17 protein-coding genes are annotated in these 17,524 nt (G+C 71.5%); 10 read left to right on the top strand and 7 right to left on the bottom strand.

What is annotated here, in order from left to right; all coding sequences use genetic code 11:
- Positions 1 to 105: 105 nt before the first annotated feature.
- A complete protein-coding gene (locus CWOE_RS00150; RefSeq protein ID WP_012931519.1) occupies positions 106 to 2,499 on the bottom strand; it encodes a TPR domain-containing glycosyltransferase in 2,394 nt (797 codons plus the stop codon).
- 289 nt (positions 2,500 to 2,788) lie between these two features.
- Here CWOE_RS00150 and CWOE_RS00145 point away from each other — a divergent pair, with 289 nt between their 5' ends.
- Positions 2,789 to 3,601 carry a sigma-70 family RNA polymerase sigma factor gene (locus CWOE_RS00145; RefSeq protein ID WP_012931518.1) on the top strand — a complete coding sequence of 271 codons (813 nt, stop codon included), beginning with the start codon at positions 2,789 to 2,791 and terminating at the stop codon, positions 3,599 to 3,601.
- Here CWOE_RS00145 and CWOE_RS33220 read toward each other — a convergent pair.
- Together CWOE_RS33220 and CWOE_RS00140 are read right to left on the bottom strand one after the other, a co-directional pair.
- Positions 3,585 to 3,761, bottom strand: a complete 177-nt coding sequence (locus CWOE_RS33220; protein WP_012931517.1) for a hypothetical protein — start codon at positions 3,759 to 3,761, stop codon at positions 3,585 to 3,587. The two genes, CWOE_RS00145 and CWOE_RS33220, sit on opposite strands and share 17 nt — an antisense overlap.
- The gene (locus CWOE_RS00140) at positions 3,754 to 4,347 is read right to left on the bottom strand and encodes a hypothetical protein (protein WP_012931516.1); all 594 of its coding nucleotides are present in this window, start codon (positions 4,345 to 4,347) and stop codon (positions 3,754 to 3,756) included. Before CWOE_RS00140 ends, CWOE_RS33220 begins: the two co-directional genes overlap by 8 nt.
- A gap of 123 nt (positions 4,348 to 4,470) precedes the next feature.
- On the opposite strand from CWOE_RS00140, the gene CWOE_RS00135 reads away from it, so the two are divergent.
- The 9 genes from CWOE_RS00135 (at position 4,471) to CWOE_RS00095 (ending at position 11,547) form a co-directional block, all read left to right on the top strand.
- Entirely contained in the window at positions 4,471 to 5,169 is a 699-nt protein-coding gene (locus CWOE_RS00135) for a flagellar hook-basal body protein (RefSeq protein WP_012931515.1), read from the top strand.
- Positions 5,170 to 5,296: 127 nt separating this feature from the next.
- Complete coding sequence (locus tag CWOE_RS00130; RefSeq protein ID WP_012931514.1) at positions 5,297 to 6,034, top strand: flagellar hook-basal body protein; 738 nt, start codon at positions 5,297 to 5,299, stop codon at positions 6,032 to 6,034.
- Positions 6,034 to 6,330, top strand: a complete 297-nt coding sequence (locus CWOE_RS00125) for a hypothetical protein (RefSeq protein WP_012931513.1) — start codon at positions 6,034 to 6,036, stop codon at positions 6,328 to 6,330. Before CWOE_RS00130 ends, CWOE_RS00125 begins: the two co-directional genes overlap by 1 nt.
- Complete coding sequence (flgN, locus tag CWOE_RS00120) at positions 6,327 to 6,878, top strand: flagellar export chaperone FlgN (RefSeq protein ID WP_012931512.1); 552 nt, start codon at positions 6,327 to 6,329, stop codon at positions 6,876 to 6,878. Before CWOE_RS00125 ends, flgN begins: the two co-directional genes overlap by 4 nt.
- Positions 6,879 to 6,887: 9 nt before the next feature.
- Positions 6,888 to 8,219, top strand: coding sequence for a flagellar hook-associated protein FlgK (gene flgK / locus CWOE_RS00115; protein ID WP_012931511.1), 1,332 nt, complete (start codon positions 6,888 to 6,890; stop codon positions 8,217 to 8,219).
- A gap of 8 nt (positions 8,220 to 8,227) precedes the next feature.
- Positions 8,228 to 9,127, top strand: coding sequence for a flagellar hook-associated protein FlgL (gene flgL / locus CWOE_RS00110; protein ID WP_160165461.1), 900 nt, complete (start codon positions 8,228 to 8,230; stop codon positions 9,125 to 9,127).
- A gap of 31 nt (positions 9,128 to 9,158) precedes the next feature.
- Positions 9,159 to 9,620: a flagellar assembly protein FliW gene (gene fliW, locus CWOE_RS29905; protein ID WP_012931509.1), complete on the top strand. Its 462-nt coding sequence runs from the start codon at positions 9,159 to 9,161 to the stop codon at positions 9,618 to 9,620.
- Between the two features lie 46 nt (positions 9,621 to 9,666).
- Complete coding sequence (csrA, locus tag CWOE_RS00100) at positions 9,667 to 9,900, top strand: carbon storage regulator CsrA (RefSeq protein ID WP_012931508.1); 234 nt, start codon at positions 9,667 to 9,669, stop codon at positions 9,898 to 9,900.
- A 138-nt stretch (positions 9,901 to 10,038) separates the two neighbouring features.
- The gene (locus CWOE_RS00095; protein WP_012931507.1) at positions 10,039 to 11,547 is read left to right on the top strand and encodes a protein kinase domain-containing protein; all 1,509 of its coding nucleotides are present in this window, start codon (positions 10,039 to 10,041) and stop codon (positions 11,545 to 11,547) included.
- On the opposite strand, the gene pknB is transcribed toward CWOE_RS00095, so the two are convergent.
- From pknB to CWOE_RS29900, 4 genes are read right to left on the bottom strand one after another with little or no spacing between them, the layout of a single operon-like run.
- Positions 11,540 to 13,516, bottom strand: a complete 1,977-nt coding sequence (gene pknB, locus CWOE_RS00090) for a Stk1 family PASTA domain-containing Ser/Thr kinase (protein WP_012931506.1) — start codon at positions 13,514 to 13,516, stop codon at positions 11,540 to 11,542. The genes CWOE_RS00095 and pknB overlap by 8 nt on opposite strands.
- Entirely contained in the window at positions 13,513 to 14,964 is a 1,452-nt protein-coding gene (locus tag CWOE_RS00085; RefSeq protein WP_041729988.1) for a peptidoglycan D,D-transpeptidase FtsI family protein, read from the bottom strand. Before CWOE_RS00085 ends, pknB begins: the two co-directional genes overlap by 4 nt.
- Entirely contained in the window at positions 14,961 to 16,268 is a 1,308-nt protein-coding gene (locus CWOE_RS00080) for an FtsW/RodA/SpoVE family cell cycle protein (protein ID WP_012931504.1), read from the bottom strand. The genes CWOE_RS00085 and CWOE_RS00080 overlap by 4 nt, the downstream gene beginning before the upstream one ends.
- The gene (locus tag CWOE_RS29900; protein WP_012931503.1) at positions 16,265 to 17,515 is read right to left on the bottom strand and encodes a Stp1/IreP family PP2C-type Ser/Thr phosphatase; all 1,251 of its coding nucleotides are present in this window, start codon (positions 17,513 to 17,515) and stop codon (positions 16,265 to 16,267) included. The genes CWOE_RS00080 and CWOE_RS29900 overlap by 4 nt, the downstream gene beginning before the upstream one ends.
- Positions 17,516 to 17,524: the final 9 nt, after the last annotated feature.

The raw sequence follows: 17,524 nt of genomic DNA, 5'->3' as shown, positions 1-17,524 counted from the left end.
CCACCCCCGAGTGGATCGCCGTCGTCGTTGCGGTCAACCATCGTCGTCGGCGGCCCGCAGCCGAACTTGAGCGGCCCTCGACGGACGATCGAGGGCCGTCGCGGCCTACGCCGCCAACGGCTCGAGTCGCTGCAGCAGTCGCGTGGCACGCGCGTCTCCCGGATCGAGCGCGTGGGCCTCACGCGCGAAGTCGAGCGCCTCGTCGGTCATGCCCTGCGCGACGGCGACCTGCGCGAGCCCGACCAGCGCGCGCACGTCGGTTGCGTCGGCACCGCAGACCGCGAGCCACTCCTCCGCGGCCGAGGCGAGAAAGCCCCGGCGCAGGTACATCCCGGCGCGCAGCTCACGCTGCTCGCGCGGCGCGATCGGACAGCGGTCGAGCAGCCCGACGAGCGTCCCGAACGCGTCGACCTCCTCCACCCGCAGCAGCGCCTCCAGCGTGACGGCGAGCAGGCCGACCGCCTCCGCCGGCAGCACGCTGTCCTCGCGCTCGCCGCCGGCGGCGGCGAGCCAGGCGGCGAACAGCGCGCGGTCGCCGGGCCCGAGGACGACCGCATCGTCCGGCTCCGGGCGCGCGAGCACGGCGGCGGCACCGGTGTGGTCCCCGCCCGTGATCCGCGCGAACAGCTCGCTGCGGCGGGCGGCCCCGGCGTGCGGCTCGGCATCGTTCAGCTCGGCGGCGACGGCCGCGGCCTCGTCCCAGCGCCGCTGCGACAGCAGCGCCTCCGCAAGCGCGACGCGCGCGTGGCCGCTGCTCGGCTGCTGCGCCAGCAGCTCGCGGTACTGCTGCTCGGCCGCCTCCGTCTCGCCGTGCTCGTACAGCGCCGTGCCGAGCATGAAGCGCACGGTCGGCGTCAGCTTCGCGACCAGCTCCTCCACCCGCGCGACGACGACGTCCGGCTCGGCACCGTCGTCGAGCAGCGCCGCGGCGAACGGCAGCACGAGGCCGAAGAAGCCGGGGTGGGCGGCGAGCGCGCCGTCGAGCAGCTCGACGGCGGCGGCGGGATCGCCGTGCTGGTGGCGGATCTCGGCGAGCGCGATCGTCGGCAGGTAGGTGCCCATGCCGACGGTCGCGGTGTATCTGCTCGGCGCGTCGCCCATCGCGATGCAGCGCTCGAAGTAGGCGATCGCGTCGTCGGTGCGCCCGAGTGCCTGCGCGGCGGCGGCCTGCTCGAAGACGAGGTCGGTGAAGCCGGGGAAGCGCTCCAGCGCCTCCTCCGCCCGCGCGATCGCGTCGTCGCCGCGGCCGCAGACGCGCAGCGCACGCACGTGACGGCTGGTCAGCGCGCCGATGAAGCCGGAGCCGCCGGCGACGTCGCCCAGCAGCGCGACCGCGCGCTCGTACTCCGCCAGCGCCGCCTCCGCGTCGCCGAGCGCGCCGTACTCGGACCCGAGGTTGAAGTGCATGAACGCTGAGCTGTCGCCCTCGTCGCGCTGCCGCTCCAGCAGCTCGATGTTGCGGCGCGACTTCTCCTTCGCGTCGCGCACGGCGCCGAGGTAGCCGAAGTGCTCGATGCGGACCGGCGTCGCCTCGAACCGCTCGGGAGCGCCCTGCGGCAGCGACTCGACGATCTGCTCGTGCAGGCGCCCGCTGTAGCGGTGGCCGGGGCGGTTGCGGAACAGCCGCACCGTGCTGTGCGTGGTCGCGGTGCCGTCGTCGAGCTCGCCCGTGTGGTTGATCGCGGAGACGTAGAACGCCTCGCGCCAGGTCCGGCCCAGCAGCGCGCGCAGGTTCGGCACGTCGTCGGCGACGAGCACCTCGTCGGCGTCGAGGATCAGCAGCCAGTCGCCGGTCGCCGCGTCGAGGCCGACGTTGCGCGCCTCCGAGAACGAGCCGGTCCACGGCCGCTCGATCACGCGCGCTCCGTACGACGTGGCGATCTCGATCGTGCGGTCGCTGGAGCCGGTGTCGACGACGACGATCTCGTCGACGGCGGGCGCGGCCGCGGCGAGCGAGCGCGGCAGCATCTCCTCCTCGTCCTTGACGATCATGCAGAGGCTGACCGTCATGCCCTCGGCCGGCATGGCGCGCGCGGCGACGCGCGCGGCGCGCCGGCCCAGCTCGCCGGAGCGGTCGATCCGGCCGCGCGTGCGCGCTGACAGCAGCTGCCGGATCTTGGCGGCGTTGACGGCGACGTCGTCCAGTCCGGGGTCGAGTCGCAGCGCCGCCTCCAGCACCGCCAGCGCGGGTGCGAAGCCGTCGAACATCGCGAGCAGCACCCCAGCCTGGTTGAGCAGCACCGGCTCGGCCGGCTCCTGCTCCAGCACCGTGAGCAGCTCCTCGAGGCCCGCGCGAACGCCGACGGCTGCGCCGACGCCGCCGTGCGCCAGCGCCGCGTTGACGAGGTGGCAGCGCTCGAGGTATCGGGCGTTGCGATCCTCCAACGCGGCCGCGTCGGCGAACAGCGCCCGATAGGCGTCGACGTCGCCGCGCCGCAGGAGCGCGGCGGCCTGTGCCTGGAGCGGTGGGGTCGAGCCGTTGAGAGGACGCGGTGCCATGGGGGCTCCTTCGAGGGGGCGAACATCCGAGGTGATCGACCACGGTCGACAACTCCTGAGCAGAAAAGCTTCCGCGGGCAGGAAAGTGCCAGCAAACGGGAGTTTTTCGGCGCATCCGCGTTGGTCCGATCCCAAACGGCGTTATGTCCCCTAAGCGGGTTTCCTGGACGGATGTTGGGGGTCTCGTACTCAATTCGGGCTATCCAGGTGCCGTCCGGGACGTCCGATACCTGCCGCGCAAGCCGAACCGCAGCGTCGTCCCTCGAACCCCCAGGAAGGCACCTGAGCAATGAAGCTCGACACGAGGCGTCACAACCGCATCTCCGCAGAAGATGCGTTGGCGCTCTGGCGGCAGTACAAGGAGAGCGGCGACCGCGCGGTGCGCGACCGGCTCGTGCTCACCTTCGCCCCGATGGTCAAGTACATCGTCTACAAGAAGGTCCGCGAGATCCCCGCGCGCTGCGAGGTCGAGGACTTCATCTCCTGTGGGCTGGAGGCGCTGATCCACTCGATCGAGCGCTACGACCCGGAAAAGGGCGCGACGCTGGAGCAGTTCTCCTGGACGCGCATCCACGGCGCCGTGCTCGACGAGCTGCGCCGCCAGGACTGGGCCCCGCGCTCGCTGCGCCGCTGGGAGCGGGACATCAACCAGGCCCGCGAGCACTTCATCGGCGTCCACAGCCGGCGGCCCTCTCGTGAGGAGCTGGCAGGGGCGCTTGGCACGACGCCAGCCGAGCTGCGTGCCCGCGAGGACGAGATCGTCGCCTCCGACGTCACCTCGCTCAACACGCTCGTGCTCAGCGACGACGAGACGGCGATCGAGCGGATCGACACGCTCGTCAGCGAGGACCGCTTCGCCGATCCCGAGCACCACACCGCGCGCGACCAGGCGAAGATGCGCTTCCGCGAGGCGTTCGAGCGGCTTCCCCGCCGCGAGCGCGAGGTCGCGGTCCTGCTCTACGTCAAGAACCTGACGCTGCGTGAGATCGGCGGCATCCTCGGCGTCTCCGAGAGCCGCGTCTGCCAGATCCACGGCCAGCTCAAGCGGATGCTGAAGGAAGAGCTGATCGCCGACTCCGTCCTCTTCAGCGAGGTCGCGTAGGTCCGCGCTCGACGCGGCTCGCCGCCTCGCGGTCGAGCCGCACGGCCCACTCCAGCGACTCGACGACCGCGCGCACGAGCGGTTCGGGAAGGTCGTCGAGCGCGAGCCGGGCCAGCAGCGCCGCCAACTCCGCGTCCTGCTGCGGGACGCGGTCAGGCATAGACGTCGAGGGGGTCGCGCCGCGGGACGACCGCGACCTCCGCCGGCCTGCCGGCAGCGCGCACCAGCGCCGCCCGCAGCTCCGCCGCTCGCTTGCCGCCCAACTCCAGCGGCAGACCGGCGGCGAGCGCCGCCCGAGCGCGCACGCCGCCCGCGTCGAGTGCCACACGCAGCTCGACTGCGCCGAGCGCCGGCAGCTCCAGGCGCAGCGTCACCGCGCCGGACGCCTCGTCGGAGCCCGCGCCGCCGCCGCCCTCTCGCTCCACCACCGCGACGTGCCCACCGCCGGGCAGCCGCACGTCGCCGGGCGCCGGCGGCACCAGCCCCGGCGTCGCCGCCTGCTGCTGGGGCGCGATCTGCAGCAGCACGCGCTCGCTCGTCGTCTCGCGCACGATCAGCCGCAGGCGGTCGCCCGGCTGCACGTGCTCGGGCAGCTCCGCCGTCACGATCGCGCCGGCGAGGTTGAGGATCCCGACGCCGTGCGGGCCGCGCTCGAGCACCCGCGCGGCGAGCGAGCGGCCCGCCGACAGCACGAGGTCGGGCGCGGCGGAGCGCAGCAGCAGGGCGTCGACGGCGATCGGCTGCATCCAGCGCAAGTGTCGCAAACGGGACCGCGAGTTCCCAGAACGGGGAGAACAGGCGGACGCCGCCGTGGAACTCGCAATGCGAAGCACCTCAAGTCTGCCAAGTCGCGGCCGACCACACCGAGCATGGAGCGTGGTCTCTACATCGCCGCCTCGGGCATGATCGCCGAGCAGATGCGGCAGGACGCGATCGCGAACGACCTCGCGAACGCCTCCACCCCCGGCTACAAGGCCGACCGCATCACGCAGGCGAGCTTCGGCGACCTGCTGCTGTCGAACTCGAACACCGGCCAGGTGATCGGGCCGCTCGGCACCGGCGCCTACGCGGACTCGAAGGTCACCGACCTCAGACCGCAGGCGACGCGCGTCACCGAGGAGCCGCTCGATCTCGCGATCGTCGGCGAGGGCTGGTTCGGCGTGCAGACGCCGGAGGGCGTGCGCTACACCCGCAACGGCCAGTTCAGCGCCTCGCCGCAGGGTCAGCTGATCGACCAGCTCGGCCGTCCCGTGCTCGGTCCCGGCGGCCAGCCGGTGCAGCTCGACGCGAGAGGCCATGTGAGACCCGGCAGCGTCGGCGTCTTCGCGCTCGCCAACGCCCGTAAGGAGGGCGACAACTACTTCACGGGCGCCGCTGGCGGCCAGGCCACCGGCCAGGTCGAGATCGGCGCGCTCGAAGGCTCGGGCATCGACCCGACCCGCACGATGGTCGACATGATCGCCTCCTTCCGCGCCTACGAGGCCGGCCAGAAGGTGATCACGACGATCGACGACACGCTGCGCCGCACGTCGACTCAGGTCGGCAACGCGACCGGCGGCTCCTTCTAGCGATCGGCTCAAGTCCGCCGCACGGCGTCCGATCACCAGGGACGAACACGGAGCCGACGCGCTGGACCGCACGCTGCGGAGGCCGGGCTCCGAACCCGCATACGACCTCCAACGCTCGAGGACAGGGATGCTCCAAGGCCTCTATTCGGCGGCCGCCGGCATGGCAGCGCAGCAGCAGCGGATCGACGGCGTGTCGAACGACCTCGCCAACATCTCGACGCCCGGCTACAAGGGCGTCCGCGTCGGGTTCCGCGACCTGCTCTACAACTCGCAGGGCGACCAGGCCGGCGAGACGGTCACCGCCGGCGCCGGCTCGGCCGCGTCGTTCATCGGCCGCTCCCAGCAGCAGGGCGCGGTGCTGACGACTGACCAGCCGCTCGACGTCTCGATCGAGGGCTCCGGCTTCTTCCAGCTGCGCAGAGCCGACGGCGGGATCGCGCTGACGCGCGACGGCAGCTTCCGGCTCGACCCGCTCGGCCGCGTCACGAGCAGCGACGGCCTGCTGCTGTCGCCGCCGGTCACCGTCCCGCGCAACACGCCGATCGACAGAATCGCGATCGGCGCCGACGGCACCGTGCGCGTCAACGACGGGCAGCAGATCGGCCGCATCCAGCTTGTCACGGTGACCTCGCCCGACGGCCTGCGCGCGCTCGGCGACAACCGCTTCGCGGTCACGCCGGAGAGCGGCGCCGCCACGGCGACCAACGGCGCGACGCTGCGCCAGGGCACGCTCGAGGGCTCCAACGTCGACATGTCCGACGCGATGGTCGACATGATGAACGCGCAGCGCGCCTTCCAGCTCGCGAGCAGAGCGATCCACATGCAGGACCAGATGCTCGAAGTCGCCAACCAGGTGAAGCGCTGATGAGCATCGGCGGCCTTCCCCCGGTCGACGCGGCGCAGCTGCCGGCCGACATCCGCGACGCCCCGCCCGTCCGGCGCGACACGTACAGCGCCGCGCTCGGCTTCGAGCAGATGCTCGTGCAGCAGCTCACGACGCAGATGGCCGAGTCGGCCAGAAGCGCGATGGGCGGCGACTCGCCGTACGCGAGCATGCTCCCCCAGACGCTCGCCGACGGCGTGATGGACGCGGGCGGGCTCGGGCTCGCGCGCCAGATGACCGACGCGATCGCACCGGCGAAGAAGGAGACGACGACGTGAGCGCCACCGCTCTCCCGCACGGCGGCACCGGCCTGCCGGTCGACCCGCTGCTGACCAACGACGTGGTCGCCCACCTCGACGCGCAGATCACCTCCGCCGCACGCCTGCTGGAGATCGCGATGGCACAGGCCGCCGCGATCGCCGAGCGCGACGTCGACGCGGTCGTGCGCCAGATCACCGCGTTCCAGGCAGAGCTGGAGCGACGCACTCGGATCGAGGACGAGCGCGCACGGCTGCTCGCACGCGCCGGGGCCGCGCTGCGGCTGTCGCCGGCCGAAGTGACGATCACGCGGATCACGCTGCTGATGGGCCCCGCCGAGGCGCAGATCGCGGCGTCCCGCAGCGCCGAGCTGCAGGGGCTGCTGTCCGAGCTGTCCGCTCGTCACGCCTCCAACCAGGCGCTGATGCGGCAGGAGCTCGCCTTCCTCGACCACCTGCTGAACCTGATCGAACCCGTCACCGCGCTCGGCTACGAGCAGGGCGGCGGGCGCAACACCATGCCGGCGGCGCCGCTGCCGGGTCACCACGCCCTCGACCTTCACGCCTGAGGCCCATCGATGCCGATCTCCTCCTTCATGGGCCTGCAGACCTCGCTGCGCGGCCTGATCGCCCACCAGCAGGCCCTCAACACGACGGGCCACAACGTCGCCAACGCGAACACGCCCGGGTTCTCCCGCCAAGAGGCGATCTTCGGCGCGATGAGCGCGCTCCGCCTCCCGACCAACTCCGGCACCACCGGACTTGGCGCCCAGCTCGGCACCGGCGTCGACGTGCTCGGGATCCGCCGCATCCGCGACAGCTTCCTCGACCTCCAGTTCCGCGGCACGAACATGCAGCTCGGCGACGCCTCCGCGCGGACGCAGTCGCTCGAGCAGGTGGAGCTGTCGTTCGGCGAGCCCAGCTCCAGCGGCATCAACGCGCTGCTCGGCAGATTCTGGGACGCCTGGAGCGCGCTCGCCAGCGCGCCCGAGGAGGGCTCCGCGGCGCGCACGGCCGTGATCGAGATGGCGAACACCCTCGCGGGCGCCTTCCAGACCGTCCACGCGCAGCTGACGAGAGTCGCGGCGCAGGCGCAGGGCAAGTACGACGAGATCACCGGCCCGGCCGGCGACGTCGACATCTGGGCGCAGGAGCTCGCGCAGCTGAACAGAACGATCGCGCACGCGGTCACGGTCGGCCAGGTGCCGAACGACCTGATGGACCGCCGCGACCTCCTGATCGACAGACTCTCCGAGCTGTCGCAGGTGTCGGTCACCGACGTCGGCGACGGCTCGGTCAGAGTCGAGTTCGGCGGCGTCACGCTCGTCGACCCGGCTGCCGCCGGCGGCTACACGTGGCCGCAGACGCTGACCTCCAGAGACGGCAAGCTCGGCGCGCTGAGAGACCTCGCCTCGCCGACCGGCCCCGCGCTGAGCTTCCGCGACAGACTCGACACCGTCGCCGCCGACCTCGTCGCGAGAGTCAACGCGCTCCACAGAGCGCCCGGCGGCGTCGACTTCTTCGCCCCCGCCGGCACGACCGCAGACAGAATCAGCGTCGTCGCGACGGCCGCGACCGTCGTCGCCGGCAGCACCGCCGACAGAGGCAGAAACGACGTCGCGAACGCGATCGCGCAGCTGCGCAACGGCTCGATCAACAGAACGTACTCGGCGCTCGTCTCCGAGGTCGGCAGCGTCGTGCGCAGAGCCTCCAGCGCCGAGGCGATCCAGCAGTCGCTCGTCGACAACATCGACGACCGCCGCCAGAGCGTGCAGGGCGTCTCCCCCGACGAGGAGATGACGAACATGATCCGCTTCCAGCGCGGCTACCAGGCGTCGGCGCGGACGATGTCGACGCTCGACGAGATGCTCGACACGCTGATCAACCGGACCGGACGGGTGGGACTCTAGCCATGGCCATGCGCATCACCGCACAGATGACGGCCCGGACGACCGTCCGGGATCTGCAGGGCGACCTCGCCCAGCTCTCGCAGCTGCAGCGCAAGATGTCGTCGGGCAAGGAGATCACGAAGCCGTCCGACGACCCGTACGGGACCGGCCGGGCGCTCGGGCTGCACGGCGAGGTCGCCGGGCTGCAGCAGTACCAGAAGAACGTCGACGACGGGACCGCCTGGCTGAACGCGAGCGACACCGCGCTCGGCAAGATCGGCGACGCGATCAACCGCGTCCGCGAGCTGCTGATCCGCGTCGGCACCGACTCCGCCGGCCAGGCCGCGCGCGACGCCGCCGCCTCCGAGGTCGACCAGCTGATCGAGACGATCAAGCAGGAGGCGAACATCCAGTACGCCGGCCGCTACGTCTTCGCGGGCACCGCGACCGACAGACAGCCTTACCAGCTGCTCGGCCCGGACACGTTCAACGGCAACACCGACAGAATTCAGCGCGAGATCGGGCCGGGCGTCGAGCTCGACGTCAACACCGACATCTCGGGCCTCTTCGGCAACGGCCAGGCCGCGGGCGACAACAGACTGCTCGACACCCTGCGCGACATCGCCGACAACATGCGCGCGGGCAGAGGCGACGACCTGCGCGGCACCGACATCGCCCGCCTCGACGCGAACGTCGACGTCCTCAACGGGATCCGCGCCGACGTCGGCGCGCGCACGAACCGGATGGAGATCGCCGACGGCCGTCTCAGCAGCCTCGAGGAGAACTCGATCGAGCTGCTGTCGAAGGTCGAGGACGCCGACACGGTCAAGACGCTGATCGAGTACACGACGCAGCAGGCCGCGTACAACATGGCGCTGCGGGCGGGCTCGAACGTCGTGCAGAATTCCCTGATGGACTTCCTCCGCTAGCCGAAGCCGAAGACGAAGAGGAGACCTTCCCTTGCCGCTCACGATCGACAGCACGCGCTTCGGGCAGATCGAGGTCGAGCCCGACAGCGTGATCGAGTTCCCGCACGGACTGATCGGCTTCGAGAGCCGGCGCTTCGCGCTCGTCGCGCGCGAGACCGACGCCGACTTCCTCTGGCTGCACTCGCTGGAGGACCCCGCGCTGGCCGTCCCGGTGACCGATCCGCGCCGCTTCTTCAGCGGCTATTCCGTCGAGCTCGCCGACGAGGAGCGCGAGCGGCTCGGCCTGGCGGAGCCCACCGCGACCGACATCTATGTCACCGTTCGGGCAAGCGACCAGCTCGAGGGCTTCACGGCGAACCTGCGCGCACCGATCGTCATCTCCGCGGGCCGCGGCCACCAGGTCATCAACCAGGCGGCCGAGGCCCCGCTGCGAGCGCCGCTCTTCGGCGAGCTCGCGGAGGAGGCGGCGAACGCCGCGGGACGCGCCGCCTGAAGCACCCGGCCCCGGTCGGCCATCCGCTTTCCAAGGAGGAATCGCCGTGCTGATCATCACCCGGAGGCCGGGCGAGAAGATCGTCCTGGGCGACGACATCACGGTGACGGTGATGGAGGTCAGCGGCCAGACCGTGCGCCTCGGCATCGACGCGCCGAAGGAGCTGCCGATCTACCGCGAGGAGATCTGGGCCGCCGTCAAGCGGGAGAACCAGGCCGCCGCGACCGCCGCCGACATGCCGAAGCTGCCCGAGCGGCCGCCGTCGGCCAGAAGCGAGTGAGCGCGCCTGCGCGCCGAACTCGCGCGCCGCGTCGCTGGCATCGTAATGTGGGCTTCGGCGCCCACGACCAAGGACAGACGGGATCGGTGTAGTAGGACGCATTGATGCCGGGCATGGGCGCAAAATACTCGTGACGCCATGAGCACCCTGCTCGGAACCCTCCTCAACGACCGCTATCGACTCGAGGCCCGGATCGGGACCGGCGGGATGTCGACGGTCTACCGCGCGCTCGACACGACGCTGGAGCGGCCGGTCGCGATCAAGCTGATGAACCGCGAGATCGCGTCGGACTCCGACCAGCTCGAGCGCTTCCGGCGCGAGGCGCGCGCGGTCGCGCAGCTCTCCCACCCCCACATCGTCGGCGTGATCGACGCGGGCGAGGACGCCGGCCGCCCGTACATCGTCTTCGAGTACGTCGAGGGCGAGACGCTGAAGGAGCGGATCCGCCGGCTCGGCCAACTCCCGATCGGCGAGGCGGTCGCGTACGCGATCGAGATCGCGCGGGCGCTCGGCGCCGCGCACGCCCGGCACATCGTCCACCGCGACGTGAAGCCCCAGAACGTGCTGATCGACGAGGAGGGCAGCGCGAAGGTCACCGACTTCGGGATCGCGCGCACGCTCGACGAGGACGGGCTGACGCAGGACGGCCGCGTGCTCGGCACGACCGACTACGTCTCTCCCGAGCAAGCGCTCGGCCACCCCGTCGGCGGCCAGTCCGACCTCTACTCGCTCGGCATCGTGCTGTGGGAGATGCTGACGGGCAGCGTCCCGTTCAGAGGCGAGAACCAGGTCGCCGTCGCGATGAAGCACGTGCGCGAGGAGATCCCCGACGTACGCGAGCTGCGGCCGGAGGTGTCGGCGTCGCTGGCGTCGGTGATCGACCGCGCGACCGCGAAGGACCTGCTGGAGCGCTACCGCAGCGACGAGGAGCTGATCGCCGACCTCGAGGACGTGCTCGCGCTCGAGACGGCGCGCGCCGGCAGCGCGACCGGCGAGGCGACGACCGTGATCCGCACGCTGCCGCGCAGCGCCCAGCGCAGGCTGCCGCTGAGCGTCCGCCGGCCGGCCTGGCTCGCCGTCCTCGCGCTGCTCGTCGTCGCGGCGCTCGTCGCCGCGATCGTGTTCGCGCTCGAGAACGGCGAGAGAGGGACCGGCAGATCCGCCGGCAGAGCGAGAGACGGTCCCGTCCAGCTGCAGCAGATCAGCCTGGCGCAGACGGCCGCCTCCGACTACGACCCGACCAGCAGCGGCGGCGACGGCGAGGAGCACTCCGAGGAGACGACCTTCGCCGTCGACAACAACCCGTCGACGTTCTGGAGCACCGAGAGATACGAGAACGCCGTCCTGCCGAAGGACGGCGTCGGCCTCGCGGTCGACGTCTCTCCCGGCGCGGTGCTGCGCAAGATGCGCGTCCGCACGAACACCCCCGGCTTCTCCGCCGACGTCTACGTGACCGACGCCGCCGACGTGCCCGAGAGCCTCGACGATCCCGCGTGGCGCAGAGTCGCGACCAGCTCCGACGTCCAGCGCAGACAGGACATCGACCTCGACACGGCCGGGCAGCGCAGCCGCCACGTGCTGCTGTGGATCACGAGACTGCCCTCCGGCGGCAAGGTCGAGATCAGCGAGATCGCGCTGTTCAGGTAGGCCGGCGCGACTGCGCTCTGCCGACGGGACCGTTCTGGTCGGCGTTGCCGTCGCCGTCGGAGGGGTCGGTCGCGCCACCGTCGCCGTTGTCGCCCTGATCGTCGCCGTCGCCGTCCGGCGGCGTCGTCGGCTCGACGAAGCGGCCGACGAAGATCCGCACCGGCGCGCCGTCGGCGACGCTCGTCCCCGGCGCCGGTCTCTGGTCGACGACGATCCCGTCCTGCGCCGGGTCGGTCACGTCGACCGGCGACTGGCGCACGACGAGGCCTCTGGCCTCCAGCGCCGCGCGCGCGTCGTCGGCGCCGCTGCCGACGACGCTCGGGACCTCGACCGGCGGCGCTCTCGCGATCACGATCGCGAGCGTGCTGCCGGGGTCGGCGTCGGTCCCGCCGCCGGGATCCTGCGAGATCACGTCGCCGGGATCGGCGTCGGCCGACTCCTGCTCGGTCGTCGAGTATCTGAAGCCCGCGTTCGTCAGCGTCGCGATCGCCTCGTCGCGTGTCGAGCCGACGACGTCGGGCACGGCGACCTGCGCCGGTCCGGTCGAGACGTAGAGCTTCACCGCGCTGCCGCGCTCGACGTTCTCGCCCGCCCGCGGCGAGCTGCGGATCACCTCGCCGATCGGCACCGAGGCGTCGTTCTGGTCGATCGTGCCGCCGACCGTGAGGCCGACGTTCTGGAGGATCGCCGTCGCCCTCGCGACCGTCTCGCCGTCGACCGCCGGCACGTCGATCGTGCCCGGGCCTCTGGAGACCTTCAGCGTCACCGTCGTGCCCTCCTCGACACGCCGCCGGCCTCTGGGGCTCTGGTCGACGACCTCGCCGACCTCCGCGTCGTTGTTGACGTTCTCGATTCTCCATTCGAGCCCGTCTCTCTCCAGCCGTCTCGTCGCCGCCTGCAGTTGCTGACCGACGACGTTCGGGACGGCGACCTGGTCGGGCCGCGTCAGCAGGACGATCGCGGCGACGACGCCGGCGACGGCGAGCACGGCGACGACCCACGCCCACCACGGCGGGCGGCGTCTGGAGCGCTCGGCGTCGGGCGGCTCCTCCGCGGGCGGCGCGCCGTCGTCGGCCTGCGGGATCGCGAGTGCTCCGGCGGCGAACATCGCGGTCCGCTGGCCGGGCGCCTCGCGGCCGAGGATCTGGTCGCGCGCCTGCTCCAGCGCCTGGATGAACGCGTCGGCGTCCTGCGGGCGGTGGGCCGGGTCCTTCTCCAGCGCCCACAGAACGATCGCCTCCAGCTCCGGCGGCACCGACGGGTCGAACGCGCTCGGCGCCGGCGGCGGCTCGGAGACGTGCTTGAGCGCGATCGTCACCGCCGACTCGGCCTCGAACGGCACGTTCCCGGTCAACAGCTCGAACAGGATCACGCCGACCGAGTAGAGGTCGGACTGCGGGCTGACGGCGTGGCCCTGCGCCTGCTCGGGCGAGAGGTACTGCGCGGTCCCCATGATCGAGCCGGTCTCGGTCATGTCGGAGGCGCCGGCGCGCGCGATCCCGAAGTCGGTGACCTTCGCGCGGTCCTCGTCGTCGACGATCACGTTGTGCGGCTTGAGGTCGCGGTGGACGATCCCGCGGCGGTGCGCGAAGCGGGCCGCCTTGAGGATCTGGATCGTGAGGTCGATCGCGCGGACGTGGTCGATCGGCGCGTCCTGCTGGATCACCTCCTTCAGCGAGCGGCCCGGCAGGTACTCCATCGCGATGTAGTAGGTGCCGTCCCATCTGCCGCGGTCGTAGATGCCGACGACGTTGGGGTGCTGGAGGCTCGCCGCGCTCGACGCCTCACGGCGGAAACGCTCGACGAACTCGGCGTCGGAGGCGAAGCGCTCGTAGAGCAGCTTCAGCGCGACCTTGCGCCCGAGCGACTGGTCCTGCGCGCAGAAGACCTCCGCCATGCCGCCCGCGCCGATGCGCGAGAGCACCTTGTAGCGCGAGTCGATGACGGTGTCGGGGGCGATCTCGGTCATCTCAGCAGGCTCTCGAAGACCTGGCGGGCGATCGGGGCGGCGACGGTGCCGCCGGAGCCGCCCTGGCTGCGTTCGACGGTGACGGCGAGCGCGATCTGCGGGTCGTTCGCGGGCGCGAACGCGACGAACCACGGCTGCGTCAGCCCGGAGCCGGGCGCGCCGACCTGCGCGGTGCCGGTCTTCGCCGCGATGTCGAGCCCGGGGATCTGCACGGCCGTGCCGGTGCCGTCGTCGACCACGCTGCGCATCATCGTCGTCATCTCGGCGGCCGTCTGGGAGGAGATCGGCTCGCTCCACGTCTCCGGCTCGATCGTGTCGACGGTGCGCCCGTCCGGGTCGACGACCTTGTCGGTCAGGTGCGGCTTCATCAGCTTGCCGCCGTTGGCGACGGCGGAGACGACCATCGCCATCTGCAGCGGCGTGACCGTCAGCTTGTCCTGGCCGATCGCCATCCGCCCGACATCTACGAGCGGGCTCGTGACCGGGATCAGCCGGCCGTTCGGCCCACGCTCGCCGCTCGCGATCATCTGGTCCTTCGGGTAGTCGAGCGGCGGCAGTCTGTAGAAGCCGAATCTGTCCATGTAGTCGGCCATCGTCTGCTTGCCGAGTCTCTCGGCGACCTGCGCCCAGACGACGTTGACCGAGTTCTTCAGCGCCGTCCGCAGGTCGATGTCGCCGTAGCTGACGTTCGAGTCGTTGTTGAGCGGCGTGCCGGAGATCACCTTGCCGGTGTCGCCGTTGAGGACCGAGTCGGGCGTGAACTGGCCGGAGTCGATCGCGGCGGACGCGGTCACGACCTTGAACGTCGAGCCGGGCGGATAGGTGCCCTGCGTCACGCGGTCGAGCAGTGGCGCGTTCTCGGTGTCCCTGTTGAGGGCGCTGAGCGCGTCCGGGTCTCTGACGTCGTTGGGGTCGTAGCCGGGGCTGCTGACCATCGTCTTGACCGCGCCCGTCTTCGGCTCTATCGCGACGATCGCGCCCTTCTGGCCGCCGAGCGCGTCGGTCGCGACGCGCTGCGCGTCGGCGTCGAGCGTCGTCACGACGGTGTTGCCCGCGCGCCGCTTTCCTTGCAGCTGGTCGACGATCGAGTTCAGCTCGCTCGTCGTCCCCGTCAGCTCGTCGTTGCGCGACCGCTCCAGGCCCGACAGCTGGCCGAACAGCAGGTTCGCGTAGCCGACCGGATGGCCGAAGAGGCTGTCGGTCGGGTACTCGCGCTCGTAGATCGACCCGCCCTTGCGGCGGACTCTGACCGACTTCGCGAGCACCTCGCCGCCGGCCGCCGTGATCGCGCCGCGCTTGACCTGCAGCCCGGCGAACAGCGGGCGCTTGTCGAGCGGGTTCTCGCGCAGCGCCTCCGCCCCGAAGACCGACCAGCGCGACGTCCACGCGATCAGGATCACGAACAGCAGCACGATCGCCAGGAACAGGCGCATGATCGGCACGCTCATGCGGGTCGCCGTGCCTTGTCGGAGACGAGCAGCAGCAGCGCGAGCAGGACGAAGTTCGCGAGGATCGACGAGCCGCCGTAGGAGATGAACGGGAGCGTGACGCCGGTCAGCGGGATCACGTTCGTGACGCCGCCGACGATCACGAACACCTGCAGCGCGAAGACGGCGGAGAGCCCGACGGCCAGCAGCGTCGAGAACGAGTCTCTCGCCAGCAGCGCGATCTTGAAGCCGCGCTGGACGACGAGCAGGTAGACCATCAGCACCGCGACCGCGCCGACGAGGCCGACCTCGTTGACGATCAGCGCGTAGATCAGGTCGGTCTGCGCCGCCGGCAGGATCGGGTCGCCGAACGGCGACTCCAGCATCGCGCCGCCGAAGCCGCGCCCGAGCACGCCGCCGTCCGCCTGCGCGAACAGCGAGTTGGCGATCTGGTACCCCTCGTTCCCGTAACGGGCGGGGTTGAGCGGGTCCATCCAGACGTCGACGCGGTCGATCACGTGCGGGACGGTGTTGCCGAGGTACCAGCCGCCGAGGCCGAACAGCACGAGCCCGATCAGCACGAACGAGAAGCGGTCGGTCGCGACGTAGATCAGCGCGAGGAACGCGCCGAAGAACATCAGCGAGGATCCGAGGTCGCGGATCACGACGAGCAGCAGCATCGCCATCCCCCAGATCACCAGCAGCGGGCCGAAGTGCTTCAGCGGCGGCAGCGTCACGCCGAGCACGCGGCGCGCACCGACGACGAGCACCTGGCGCGTGTCGCGCAGGTAGCTGGCGAGGAAGACGACGATCCCGATCTTCGCGAACTCCGTCGGCTGGAAGACCATCACGCCGGGGATGCGGATCCCGAGGTAGGCGCCGTTGACCTGCGCGCCGATCCCCGGCAGGCGCGGCAGGCACAGCAGCGCGAGGCTGCCGAACGCGATCAGGTACCGGTACTGCTCCAGCTTGCGGTAGTCGCGCAGGAAGACGATCGTCGCGACGAACAGGATCAGCCCGACGACGAACCACTGCGCCTGCTGCCGCGCGAGCGTGTCGTCGATCCGGTAGATCATCACGAGCCCGAAGCAGGCCAGCACCGCGACGAGCGGGAACAGGTACGGGTCGGCGTACGGCAGCGCGAAGCGCAGGAAGACGTGTGCCGCGACGCAGAGGCCGAGGAAGATCGCGCCGTACGTCAGCGACAGGTCCGACAGCTCGTTCTGCGACAACGAGCCCCGCTCGATGAAGACGGCGGCGAATCCCGCGGTCACGAGCAGCGACGCGGGGATCAGCCCGAGCAGCTCGCGGTTGCGGGCGCTCACGGCGAGAGTCTTCCGAGCTCCAGCTGCGCGACGAGGTCGCGCGCATCGCTGCGCGAGCGCAGCTGGTGGTCGAGCAGCTCCTTGCGGCGCGGCTCCGGCACGGCGGCGGCCGGGACACCGGAGACGGAGTACTCCGAGTACAGCTTCAGGCCCGCCGGCAGGTCGAACGGCAGCCCCTTGTAGACGGTCACCATCCCCTGGTCGTTGGTCCCGACGAAGAAGACTGCGCGCGTCGCGAACATGCCGGCGATCCCGAGGATCGTCAGCACGATCAGCGTCGAGACGGTCGCCGCGAAGATCTTCACGCGGCGCGGCAGCGGCTGGTTCTCGCGCTCGGCGCGACGGCGGCGCGCGGCGACGACCGCGGGAAGCTCCGGCGGCTGCTCGCGCGCCGCTGCGCGCGCGGCGGGCTGCTCGGCCGTCTCCGGCTCGGCCGGCGCGACGGCGGTGCGCGCGTCGGCCGCCCGCATGCCGGTCTGCGTCGGCTGGTCGAGCGGCGCGGTCGCGCTCGCCTCCGCGGCCGCGCCGGCGGCGGCCTCCTCCAGCCGGAACAGCACGACGGTGATGTTGTCGCGCCCGCCGGCCGCGTTGGCAGCGTCGATGAGCGCCTGCGCCGCCGCCTCCAGCGATTCGGCGGCGCCGAGCAGCTCGGCGACGTGCTGCTCGGAGATCATCGAGGTCAGCCCGTCGCTGCACAGCAGCAGCACGTCGGCAGCCTGGGCGCGGTAGGTGCGGGTGTCGACCTCGACATCCGGCTCGGGCCCGAGCGCGCGCGTGATGATCGACCGCTGCGGATGCTCGGCGGCCTCCTCCTCGGTCAGCTTCCCGCGCCTGACCAGCTCGTCGACGAGCGAGTGGTCGCGCGTCAGCCGCGTCAGCTCGCCGTCGCGCCACAGGTAGGCGCGGCTGTCGCCGACGTGCGCGACGGCCAGCTCCTCGCCGTCGACGTAGATCGCCGTCAGCGTCGTGCCCATGCCGGCGCGCTCGCTGTCCTCGCGCGACAGTCTGTAGATGCGCGAGTTGGCCTCCAGCACGCGTGTCGCGAGCCGCTCCTCGACGGTGCCGCCCTCCGGCAGCCCGGTCGCGAACGTCTCGGCGGCGAGTCGCGAGGCGACCTCGCCGGCCTGCGCGCCGCCCATCCCGTCGGCGACGACGAACAGCGGCGAGCGGACGAAGAAGTTGTCCTCGTTCGCGCGGCGGGCGAGCCCGGTGTCGGACTTCTCGACGTGCTCTGCGACGCGCAGCATCAGCTTGTG

Source organism: Conexibacter woesei DSM 14684 (assembly GCF_000025265.1).
GTDB classification, from domain to species: domain Bacteria; phylum Actinomycetota; class Thermoleophilia; order Solirubrobacterales; family Solirubrobacteraceae; genus Conexibacter; species Conexibacter woesei.
The sequence above is the reverse complement of the archived record's forward strand: the minus strand, read 5'-3'. Positions and strand labels throughout refer to the sequence as shown.